This window comes from Leptotrichia trevisanii DSM 22070 (genome assembly GCF_000482505.1).
Lineage (GTDB): Bacteria > Fusobacteriota > Fusobacteriia > Fusobacteriales > Leptotrichiaceae > Leptotrichia > Leptotrichia trevisanii.
This window is the reverse complement of the sequence record NZ_AXVL01000025.1, coordinates 1-13,726: the sequence shown is the minus strand read 5'-3', so window position 1 is coordinate 13,726 and position 13,726 is coordinate 1. Positions and strand designations below refer to the sequence as shown.

The window sequence follows — 13,726 nt, the reverse complement described above, 5'->3', positions numbered from 1 at the left end:
AAAAATGACAAATAACATCAGAAAAATAAAGCAGGATTTACGTGCTTATGCAAAGAGATGTAAAGATGTACATTATACAGAAAGTCTAGTAATAACATTTTTAATTACTGGAATGCTTTTTGCAACAAGTAATCTGTTCTCAGCTCCAACAAATACAAGTATCGAAAATCAAAGACAAACAATCTCTACATCAATTAAGACAATACATCAGCAAGTCAAAGCAACACGAAAAGAAAATGACAAACTATTAAAAAATACAAATCTTGAACTTATTCAACTAATGGAACAGGGGGATCACGTAGTTAAATCACCTTGGAGCAGTTGGCAATATGGTATAAATTACTTCAATAATAACTGGAACGGAACTTATAAAGGTAGAGGGGATAAAAAGGCGAAATATCCTTATGAAGGTATCCTAGAAAGAGATACAAATGAATTTAATAGATATATGCCGACAAATAGTGAAAATTATGGATTATTAGGTAAATCAAAAGGAGCACGTTCAGCTGCAACAAATGCAAGACAAGGTTTACCAATAGGATATGGGATAGCAAGTAATATTCCGGTACCGGAACCACCAGTATCAACAATAGTAAATGCTGGAATTAATCCAAGAAATATTAATAAATCACCATTAAATCTTACACCAAAAGTGGCTAATAGCCCAACATTACCAGAACCAGTGAAATTTTCTCCATTGTCACCGGATATAACTTTACCAGCTGATCCTGCATTGCCAGTGCCACCTACGTTTGCGATTGTGTTAGGTGCTGATTGTAATGAAGGTTGCAATAGTAGTGATTGGAGACACGGTTATACAAACGCAACTCCACGAAAAATATCAAAATCTGATATTATATCTAATACTCAAAGTAATCAAAATATAACTACATGGTTACATTATACTTGGAGAGATGGATTAGTTACACCTGCTGAAAAATCATATGCTTTTAAAATGTTTGCTGAAACTAATACTACAAATATAAGTAATCCTGCTGCAGGAGGAAATAATGCTCCTTCAGGAAATGAATTTTATTTTAATTCATATAATTTTGGGGGTGAGGTAGAATTTGCTGGTGGAGTTTTAGATTCTCAAGAAGTGGAACTAACTGGTAATCCTGCCGATGATAAAAACCATCAATATTTTTTTATAGGAGGTTCTAGGTTTTGGGAAATTGATAATCAAACTAGTGAAGTAACATATGATTTTCCTAATGGAAAGATATTAAATTTAGGAGGGATACTAACATTAGGAATGGTTTCTCAAGAAAATGCAGCAACATTAAAAAATTCTGGAGTTATAACAGATTCAAAAGAGAAAGAGGATAGCTGGATACAAAATATGCCACAGGATTTAAGTATTAGAGGAGCTACTACAAATTATACAATACATAGAAGTAATAAAGGATACGTTGGATATAAAGTAGGAATAGCAGAAGTTGAAGAAAATAGATATGGCACAGGTGATTGGAAAAATGGGGATAAACAAGTATTAACTAATTCTGGAACTGGAAAAATTAATTTTTTTGGTACAAGATCTATCGGAATGTATGTATACTTGCCTACTAGTAAAAATTTTGCAATTATGAGTAACGAAGGAGAAATAAATCTGCACGGAAAAGAAAGCTATGGAATGAAAATAGCTGCAAATTCCGATGATCGTGCAACAATGGTAAATGCTCAAGGTGCTAGTATTACATTAGGAAATAATAATGGTAACAATAATCCAAATGAGTATAATGAAGATCAGGCAGATAATTCAGCGGCAATGACTTTGATGGTAGATAGCAGCGTTACTAATGGAGTAACTTTAAAAAGAGGTAATGCCAGAAATGAAGGTACAATAAATCTTACAAATGTAAAGAACTCTATCGGAGCATATGTTAATATAGACAGTAATATTACAAACACAAAAGATATAAAAATAAATTCAAATATAACAAAAGCAACTTCCGGTTCTCAACCTGTTAATATTGGAATGAGAGCAGATAATCTTAATGGGCCTAATGGAACAGTAGGAAATGTTGGAGGAGCTGAAGTTATAAATACTGATACTGGTAAGATTACGATAGATGGTGGCTATGCAATTGGAATGTTAGCTTCTGGAAAATCAAACAATAAATCTTCTATTTTAAAAAATCAAGGTAAAATTACAAGTACAAATATTAAACATGGTATTGGTATTGTTGGAATAGATAATGCTAAAGTAGAAAATAGTGGTGAGATTAAAGTTCTTGGAACAGGAGATACAAATAATATAGGAATATATTTAAAAAATTCTACTGGAGAGGTTGGAACTAAAGGGACAGTAACACCATATACGGAAGTGTCAGGTGATAATTCAATAGGAGTATTAGCATCAAATAGTAATTTAACAATGGAAGGAAATGTAAAAGTTTCTGGTAACAGCGTATTAGGGATTTTTGCTGGACAAAAAGAGGTGACACCGCCAACAACACCTCCTACATATACTGGTAAATCAGAAATTACATTAAATGGAAATGCAACAGTAACAGTTAATAATAATGGTGCAGTAGCTGGGGCAAATAATAATAAAGGTTCTTATGGTATTGTTGTTAAAGGGGAAAATTCAAAATTTACTGGAGTAGATACAAATGTTGATGCTAAAGTTACAACAGATAAATCTATAGGACTTTATTCTGAAGGAACATTAACTGTAAATAAGGCAAATGTAACAGCAACAGCTGGAGCAATTAACTTCTTTGCCGCTAATGGTGGAGATATAATAACTAAAGGTGGTACTACTGAAACAGGACAAAAATCACTGTTGTTCTACACTTCTGATAATGGTTCTAATAAAGGGACAATAAAAATAAATGGAGCAATGACATCTACAATAAAAGGTGCAACTGGAGCAAATGCAGCAAGTAATAGAGGAACAGCTTTCTATTATACAGCACCTGGTGCCACTTATGGAACATTTAATACAGCTGCTATTCAAAATTACTTTGATAATACATTTGGTACGGGAGCTTCTGGTAGTAGCACTTTAGGGAATTTAACATTAAATATGGAAGAAGGTTCAAGATTATTTGTAGCTTCAAATGTAGAAATGAATTTATCTGATACATCAGCAACAAGTTTAACATCAGGGTTGACAGGGGCACCTACAATAAATGCTTTGGGTAATTATAAGACATTTATGCTATATTTAAGTAAATTGAATATAAATCAGGCTGTAGATTTGAATGATGTGAATAATCCTTATAATCAGCTGGAAATTGCAAATTCTTCTATTGAAAATGCGAATAATATGACTGGAAGCCAAAATAAACAAGTTGCAATGGCACAAGAAAATGGAAATGATACACTTGGAAATGGTTATGAGGCTTCAAAGGTTAAACTGGTGAACGAAACTTCAGGAGTAATTAATTTAACAGGGGAAGAAACAACAGGAATTTATGCAAAAAGAGGAATTGTTGAAAATAAAGGGAATATAAGTGTTGGAAAGAAATCGACGGCAATTTATGTTGTTGAAGATGACAGGGGGCCTACAGGCAGACAGTCTACAACTGCTTCAAATGAAGCTGGAGGAATAATTAAATTAGGTGAAAATTCAACAGGTATTTATTACAAGGTAGATTCAGCAGGAGCAAATACAAATGAAGCTGGTGGAATAATAAATGCAGGGACAATAGAATCTTCTTCAAATGATGTGATAGCAATGTCATATGATAATCCTCACAGCAATTCAAGAGTATTCAAGAATGAGTCAACAGGACTGATTGACTTGAAGGGTCAAAAATCTACGGCGATGTATGCAACAGGTGGAGGAACATATTCTGTCACTAATGATGGAACAATAAAGTTAGCTAATTCAGATAATGCAAATTCACCTAACATTGGAATGTATACAGATAAATCACAAATAACGTTTAACAATGATGGAACTATAGAAGGTGGAAATAAGACAGTCGGAATTTATGGATATGGTGTAAATCTGGGAAATACAAGTACAGTCAAAGCAGGAGAAGGGGCCACAGGAGTTTATTCAAAAGGTGGTAATGTAAATATAGGCGGTACTTTAACAGTGGGAACAAATGATGCTGTTGGTGTATACTATGTAGGTTCTGACGGTGCTATTACAAATAATGCGAATACAGTTAATATTGGAGATAAGTCTTATGGATTTGTTATCCAGGGACAGTCAAACACACCTTCAACATTCACAAGTAATACTTCGAATGTAAATGTAGGCAGTGGTACAGTATATGCCTATTCCAATGATAAGAGACGTACTATTACAAATGGGACAGCATTAACTTCTACTGGAAGTGAAAACTACGGTATTTATGCTGATGGTACAGTTGTAAATAATGCGAATATTAATTTTGGTAGCGGAATAGGGAATGTTGGAATTTACAGTATAGATTCATCTAATGGAAATTCTGCAAATGCTACAAATAATGCCACAATTACAGTAGGTTCAACTGATGCGGCAAATCAAAAATTCAGTATTGGGATGGCTGCTGGTTACGGTACATCAGGTTCAGGAACAGTTACTAATAATGGGACAATAAATGTAAATGGTGCCGGTGGAAGTATAGGGATGTATGGAACTGGAGCAAATACAAGGGTTGTTAATGGTGCAACAGGAACAATAAATCTTGGTGCCAATGAAGCTATAGGAATGTATCTTGATAATGGTGCAACAGGTGAAAATTTTGGTAAAATTACTACAACTGGTGCAGGAGCACATTCAAAGGTAACAGGAATAGTTGTCAGCAATAAATCTAAATTTATAAACCATCCTGGAGGAAAAGTGCATATTGACTCGCCTGAAGGATTTGGAATATACAGGGTAAATAATGGTGAGCCGGGGGAAAATACTAGCCTGGTTGTGTATAATTATGGAGATATTACAATAGGAAGTGGTGCAAGAGCAGATGGTAAATATGATCCGACAGGCGGAAAACCACTAGAAAAAACAGCAGGAAGTATAAACCTGAGTGTACCAAAAGGGGCTTCGGAAGCAACTATTACAGTACACGGTAAACCGGTACCAAGTTCCAGTGTTGTAAAAGTGGATACTCCTTTTGGACAAAGGGAAGCCACATTAGTATCTTCATTAGGAATGTATGTTGACACTCTGAGGGGAACAAACCCGATTAACGGATTGAATAATTTATTAGGTGTAAAAAAAGCAGAATTGCTATACGGAATAGATGCTGCCGATAAATCAAACTCAAAATATTTTGAAGTTTCAGGAAGAATATTGAAACCATATCAGGATGCAATTAGAAAAGCAGGAAAGAGCATTGAATGGAAACATAATTCCGCTTCATTCACTTGGACTGCAATACCAACAATAGGCTCAGATGGAATTCCAGAAAAAGTATATATGGCTAAAATACCGTATACAGATTTTGCAGGAAAAGCCGCAACACCAGTAAACAGCACAGATACATACAATTTCCTGGATGGGCTTGAACAAAGATATGGAGTAAATGCACTTGATTCAAGGGAGAAACTGTTATTTAATAAATTAAATCATATAGGAAACAATGAGGAAACATTGTTCTATCAGGCAACAGACGAAATGATGGGACACCAGTATGGAAACCTTCAACAAAGAATCAACGCAACAGGAAACTTGCTGGACAAGCTCCGTCGTAAATTAAATCATATAGGAAACAATGAGGAAACATTGTTCTATCAGGCAACAGACGAAATGATGGGACACCAATACGGAAACCTTCAACAAAGAATCAATGCAACAGGAAACCTGCTGGACAAAGAGTTCAGATACTTAAAACACGACTGGAGAAATCCATCTAAACAAAACAACAAGATTAAAGTGTTCGGTATGAGAGATGAATACAACACTGATACTGCAGGAATCATTAACTACACAAGCAATGCCTACGGTGTGGCTTACGTTCATGAGGATGAAAAAATCAAGATGGGTAACTCAAGCGGATGGTATGCAGGAGCTGTAACAAACAGATTCAAGTTCAAGGACATCGGAAAATCAAAAGAAAATCAGACAATACTTAAAGCAGGAGTGTTCAAGACAATGTCGCCTAAGAAGGATTATAATGGGGCATTGCAATGGACAATCGGCGGAGATGTATTTGTAGGTATTAATGACATGAAACGTAGATACCTGGTTGTAGATGACGTATTCCAGGCAAAATCTGACTATCATTCTTACGGTGCTGCATTGAAAACAGACTTAGGATACGATGTAAGATTGAGCGAGAGAACACATTTCCGTCCATATGGAGCCTTGAAGATGGAATATGGAAGATTTAACGACATCAAGGAAGACAGAGGGGAAATGAGACTGGAAGTAAAAGGGAACGACTACTTCTCAGTTAAGCCAGAAGTTGGAATGGAATTCAAATATGTTCAACCGTTAGCAGTAAGAACAAACTTGACGGTTGGACTTACAGCAGCCTATGAGAATGAACTAGGAAAAGTTGGAGATGTGAACAACAGAGCAAGAGTAAGATACACAAGTGCTGACTGGTTCGGAATTAGAGGAGAAAAGGATGACAGAAAAGGAAACGGTAAGTTTGACTTGAACATTGGAGTTGACAACACAAGATTTGGAGTAACAGTAAATGGAGGATATGATACCAAAGGTAAGAATGTAAGGGCAGGTATTGGATTTAGAGCAATCTATTAATCTTAACCATTGAATTTAGATAAGCAAAAAAAGAAAGAGCAGTGAGATATTAGTTTTCACTGTTCTTTTATTTTCCTGATAAAGTAGTTTTATTTTCAAAATATTTTATTATAAGAGTAAAATTTAAATTTCTTTTAACTTGTAATAAATATAATTTAAAAATTAATACAAACGAAAAAAATAGAAATTTTTTAAAAAAATTTAAGATAAGAAAATTATTATGAAATACACGAAAAAATAAATTTTTTTATAATAAAATTTATATATTGCTTAGTTGAAAAAAAGATTGGAGTCAAAAAATGTTATTTTTATGTTTTTTATTAAATTTAAGTTTAATAATATAACAAAAAACAATGAAATGTAAAAAAATAAAAAATGTTTTGAAGCAAAAAAACAATTGACTTTTTGAATTTCTCTGGTAAAATAGAGGTGTGATAAAATGTTTGTAAAAAATTCATTTTATAAAATTATATTTTTAAAGTTTATCTTTTACTTAAAAAAATAATAATAAATAGCTAATTATTTATTAAAAATAACAATATTATGTTTAGCCTAGACTTTAAATTAATCTGGTTTTTTAGTAGTTTGGGTATTTAGATAATTTTAAAAATATAAATTATGATAAAGTATTTAACTAAAATAAATATTTTAAGAAAAAAATCACTTATAATCACTAAAAAATCACTTTTATTAAAAACTGTTTTGAATGTTATCTAAAAAATTAAAAACAAGTTTTAATAACTTTTAGGCAATTTCACTATACTTTAAAATATTTTTTTGGTTTTATATCATATATGATGATAGATTTTGTAAATGAAAAATTTAATTATCACAAAAAATTTCTTACGAGGAGATGTATAAAAATGACAAATAACATCAGAAAAATAAAGCAGGATTTACGTGCTTATGCAAAGAGATGTAAAGATGTACATTATACAGAAAGTCTTTTTTTAAAATATTTTTTTGGTTTTATATCATATATGATGATAGATTTTGTAAATGAAAAATTTAATTATCACAAAAAATTTCTTACGAGGAGATGTATAAAAATGACAAATAACATCAGAAAAATAAAGCAGGATTTACGTGCTTATGCAAAGAGATGTAAAGATGTACATTATACAGAAAGTCGCAGATCAAAATATTTTTTTGGTTTTATATCATATATGATGATAGATTTTGTAAATGAAAAATTTAATTATCACAAAAAATTTCTTACGAGGAGATGTATAAAAATGACAAATAACATCAGAAAAATAAAGCAGGATTTGAGAGCCTATGCAAAAAGATGTAAAGATGTACATTATACAGAAAGTTTAGTAATAACATTTTTAATTACTGGAATGCTTTTTACAACAAGTAATCTGTTCTCAGCTCCAACAAATACAAGTATCGAAAATCAAAGACAAACAATCTCTACATCAATTAAGACAATACATCAGCAAGTCAAGGCAACACGAAAAGAAAATGACAAACTATTAAAAAATACAAATCTTGAACTTATTCAACTAATGGAACAGGGGGATCATGTAGTTAAATCACCTTGGAGCAGTTGGCAATATGGTATAAATTATTTTAACAATAATTGGAATGGGACTTATAAAGGTAGAGGGGATAAAAAGGCGAAATATCCGTATGAAGGGATATTCCAAAGAAGCCAGAACATCTATGAAAGAGCAATCTCACCAGACAGTAGTAATTATGGAATGTTAAGCAGAAACAGAAGGCCAAACTTTGCTTCAGGTTCAGCAGCAGGATATGGTATAGCCAGTGTAAAACCAGTAAAAGAACCAATCGTGCCTTTTGAAGTAAACGCAGGAATACGTCCAAGAAGTATAAATAAATCAGCAATAAGAATAGCGGATAAAACGGCAGTTACACCTACGTTGCCAGAGGCGATTAGTTTTACACCACCAAAACCAGTTATCGGTGTACCGAAAGATCCATTTACTCCTAATCCACCAACTTTCTCAGTAATATTAGGTGCAGATTGTAATGAAGGATGTGATAGTAATAACTGGAGAGAAGTTGGTGCTGGCTTACCTTCGGATCCTTCACCTAGACAAAAAAGTCAAGCTAGTTTTGTAAATAATAACACAGGTAATCAAAATATAACTACATGGTTACATTATACTTGGACAGATGGAGCTGTATCACCTGCGGAACAACGTTATGCTTTTAAAATGTACGCAGAAACTGATACTAAAGATATAACTGATCCTAAGTTTGTTGCAGGGCGTCCAGGACATAGTCAAGTCGGTGCGAATAGCCAACTTCCGGCAGGAGTAACTGAATATAATTTTAATTCATATAATTTTGGAAATGCTGAATTTAATGATCCGATTAAAGCTTCACAAGATGCAGCGTCTCCTATAGATAGGAATAAACAATATTTCTTTATAGGAGGTTCAAGATTCTGGGAAATTGATAACTTCACTGCTGGGCCATCAGGATATAATCCTTCAAAGGTTTATGAATTTCCTGGTGGAAGAACTTTAAATCTAGGTGGAATTTTAACATTAGGAATGGTTTCGCAACAAAATTCAGCAACTTTAAAGAATTCTGGAACAATTACAGATAAAACAGAAAATACTCATCAATATATACGAAATATTACTCAGAAATATGATACAAATCTTACATTTAATGCTGATGGAACAATAGCTTCAGAAACTTCTGTAACACCAGGAACAGGACATTATTTAAAAATTTATGGGCCTGCTTCAAGTGTTTATTATATTAAAAAAAGTGAAGATGGTTATGTAGGATATAAAGTAGGAATAGCTCAAGTATATGAAAATGGAAATGATTATGGACAAGAAGATCAAATATTAGAAAATGCAGGAAAGATTGATTTTCGTGGAGAACGTTCAATAGGAATATACACATATATTCCCAATGACAAAAGTTATGTTATTATGAAAAATGATTCAGGTGCAACAATCAGTATGAGTGGTAAAGAAAGTTATGGAATGAAATTTGCTGCAAAGAAAGGTTCTGACCGAGCTTCAATGATAAATGCAGGAACTATAGAGCTTAGAGTAAATCCAGATGGAAATAAAAAAGATAAAGCAGATAATTCAGCTGCAATGGCACTTATGGAAGATGCGAGTGTTACAAATAAAGTAAGCATGGACAGAGGTAAGGCTGTAAATGAAGGTACTATTAAACTTTCAGGAGTACAAAATTCATTAGGAATGTTTGTCAATGTAGATTCCAACATGACAAATAAAGGTAAAATAAAGATAGATTCAGATATAGCAAAAGTTGATACAGATCAACCTATGAATGTGGCAATGAGGGCAGATTATGGAACTGGAAAAGGTGGAAGTACAACAGTTGGCTCAAATGCTGAGGTTATAAATGATGCTAATGGTGAAATTAGCTTAAAAGGGAATTTTGCAATAGGACAATTAGCAAGATTATCAACAGCCACAAATAAAACAGGTGGTAAGATAATAACTGACAATGACATAAAAAACTCTGTTGGAATGTCTACTTTAGGTGGAGCACTTAACAATGATGGTGAAATTACATTAAAAGGAAGTGGAGTGTCTAATAATATTGGTGCTTTTTTAAATAGTTATAAATTATCAACAACTACATATAATCCAAAAGGTAAATTAGGAGCAAACAGTAGGATAACCGTATCAGGAGATAGTTCAACTGGAGTGTTGATCAATGGTTCGTCAACTGGAACAACTGCTTCTCTGGAATATGGAGGAACAGTAACAGCTACAGGGAATGGTGTTTCTGGAATGACTATCGGAGATAATAATACTGGTAAGGCAGAAGTGACAGCAAAAAATGACGGTACAGTAACTGTAAATGGTGGAAATGCTTCAACCTCTGCTGGAGTTTACGAATATATGGATGGTAAGAATAAGGTTAGAAAAGGTTCTTACGGTATTGTTGTAAGTAAGAATTCAAGCCTTGTAAGTCATGGAGGTAAGAATGTTAATGTAGATGTTAATGTTAAGGGATCGGAATCAATCGGACTGTATTCAGGTGAGAATGCTACACTGGAAGTTGGAAATCATACTGTAAAGGCATATGACGGTGCAGTAAACTATGACGCTGATAAAGGTAAGATAACATTAAAAGGAACTGGAACAGCAACAACAGGACAGAAATCACTGTTATTCTATCTTGGAGAAAATGGTACAGGAAAAGTTTCTATAGATGGTACTATGACTGCGACTATTGAAGGAGGAACTACTCCTAATACTAGAGGTAATGCCTTCTATTATGTAGGAAATGGTGGCGACTTTGGAAAGACTCAGATTGAAGACTGGGCAAAGAATAACTTCGGAAATGGATCAAAGACAACTTTAGGAAACCTTACTCTGAACATGAATAAAGGTTCAAGACTGTTTATCGCACAGAATGTTGGAATGAACCTGTCCGATACGACAGGGGATGCTGTTTCAAAAGCTACAGGTGCACATATAAACGGAACTGACTATAAGACATTTATGCTATATTTAAGTAAATTGACGATTAATCAGAATGTAAATCTGGACGCTGCCAACGACGCATACAATCAGCTTGAAATTTCAAATTCATCAATAACGAATGCCAACACCAAGACTATAACAGGGACAAAAGCCAGCCAGGTTGCGATGGCTCAAGAGAACAATAGCACACTGTATGCAAGAAAAGATGTTACATTATCAAATGAAGGTACAATTAACTTGAGCGGTGCAGGTTCCACAGGAATGTATACTAAATTTGGGGAACTGTATAACAAGGCTACAGGAGTAATGACAATAGGTGACAAGTCAACAGCTATCTATGGAACAGAGGATTCATTGCTTGAAAATGCAGGAAAGATTACAATAGGTTCTAATTCTACAGGACTGTATTCAGAAGGTTCCAAATCACAGGCGATAAAAAATACAGGAACTATAGAAACTTCTGGAAATGATTCAGTTGCAATGTCCTACAAGCCGGATGCCTCACTTTCTCCAGGGGTGACATTGGAGAATGCAGGAAAGATCACCATGACAGGTGACAGAAATACGGCAATATATGCAACTGGGACACCGGGATACACAGCTAAGAACAGCGGAACGGTAACATTGGGGAATTCAGCTGCAATCAGCAGTCCTAATGTTGGGCTTTACACAGATCATAACACTGTGACACTTGAAAATACAGGGACAATAAGTTCAGGAAACAATACAATTGGAATATACGGGCATAATGTAAACAATGCAGGAAACTTGAATATAGGGAATGCGGCAGTCGGAATATATTCCCAAAGCGGAAATGTGAACCTGACAGGCGGAACAATAACAACAGGAACGGATGAGGCAGTAGGAGTTTACACGGTGGGAAGCGGACAGACTGTTACAAACAGCGGAACTGCATTCAATATTGGAAACAACTCATTCGGGTTTGTAAATGTTGGAACAGGAAACAAGATAACTTCAAGCATTTCAAATGTGGGACTTGGAAACAACAATGTGTACATGTATTCAAGTGATACGAAGGGGACAGTAACGAACGCTACAAACATAACTTCCACAGGGGAACAGAACTATGGAATCTATTCAGCGGGAACAGTGACAAACACTGGAAACATTAACTTGTCAAGCGGAAAAGGAAGTGTGGCAATCTACAGTATAAAAGGCGGAACAGCAACAAACTATGGAACGATCACGGTAGGGGAATCAGATGTTCCTAGCAGCCTCTACTCAATCGGTATGGGTGCAGGATATACAACAACTGACACAGGAAATATTGTGAACAGGGGAACAATCAATGTAAATGGAAAACACAGTATAGGAATGTATGCGAGCGGTGCAGGAAGTACGGCGACAAATGATGGAAACATTGTACTGAATGCAAGCAACACGACAGGTATCTATGCTGACAATGGAGCGACTGTAATTAACAATAAATCAATTACGACAGGTTCAGGGACTTACACAAACACAGTGGGGGTATATCTTGGAAAAGATTCAAAACTGATAAACAATAAAGGTGCGACTATCGACATAAATGCTAAGAATGGTGTGGGAGTCTACCTGAAAGGTGGAACGGTAGCAAACTACGGAACCATGAGAGTAAATGGAAGCACAAGAGATGAGGATACAATCTATGAATTTACAGTGCCTTCCACAGGAAAAGGAGTGGGGGGAGTAAATATTGACGCCCCTGCAGGAGCAAAAACGGCAACAATCACAGTAAATGGGGTTCCACAAACACCGACAGTGGTAAATACGACTGGAAGAAATCCGATAACGGTATCAGCCTCAAGCATCGGACTGTATGTAAACACATCAGGAGTCAATTACACAAAATCAATAGACGGACTACAGAAATTAACAAGCGAGGCGGACTTGATTATCGGAGCGGAAGCGGCAGAATCAACAAACAGCAAATATATATTGGTAAATGATCCTAAGATAATAAACCCATATAGAAAGGCAATGTTAAGCAATCCAAACATCAAATGGAACGTGTATTCAGGTTCAATAGGATGGATAGCGACTCCGACATTGGATTCGGACGGAGTGATAACAAGTCTATACATGGCCAAGATACCATATACAAACTGGGCAGGGAAACAGGCAACACCGGTAAACAGCACAGATACATACAACTTTACGGATGGGCTTGAACAAAGATACGGAGTCAAGGCTTTAGGAACAAGGGAAAGATTAATATTCAAGAAATTGAATGGAATAGGAAACAACGAGGAAGTATTGCTGTATCAGGCATTCGACGAAATGATGGGACACCAGTATGGAAACCTTCAACAAAGAATCAACGCAACTGGAAACTTGCTGGACAAAGAGTTCAGATACTTAAAACACGACTGGAGAAATCCATCTAAACAAAACAACAAGATTAAAGTGTTTGGTATGAGAGATGAGTACAACACTGATACTGCAGGAATCATTAACTACACAAGCAATGCCTACGGTGTGGCTTATGTTCATGAGGATGAAAAAATCAAGATGGGTAACTCAAGCGGATGGTATGCAGGAGCTGTAACAAACAGATTCAAGTTCAAGGACATCGGAAAATCAAAAGAAAATCAGACAATACTTAAAGCAGGAGTGT

The 13,726-nt window shown here is 34.8% G+C and carries 2 protein-coding genes; both read left to right on the top strand.

Annotation, left to right across the window (positions count from 1 at the left end):
• The first annotated feature begins 4 nt into the window (after positions 1 to 4).
• Positions 5 to 6,652, top strand: coding sequence for an autotransporter-associated N-terminal domain-containing protein (locus tag K324_RS0106575; protein WP_026748465.1), 6,648 nt, complete (start codon positions 5 to 7; stop codon positions 6,650 to 6,652).
• An 863-nt stretch (positions 6,653 to 7,515) separates the two neighbouring features.
• Positions 7,516 to 13,726 (top strand): autotransporter-associated N-terminal domain-containing protein (locus K324_RS0106570; protein WP_051354408.1); only part of this gene is annotated, 6,211 nt, incomplete at its 3' end.

Bases quoted from the DNA above. Each gene is read 5' to 3' on its own strand.
- K324_RS0106575 (WP_026748465.1), top strand. From the start codon at position 5: ATGACAAATAACATCAGAAAAATAAAGCAGGATTTACGTGCTTATGCA.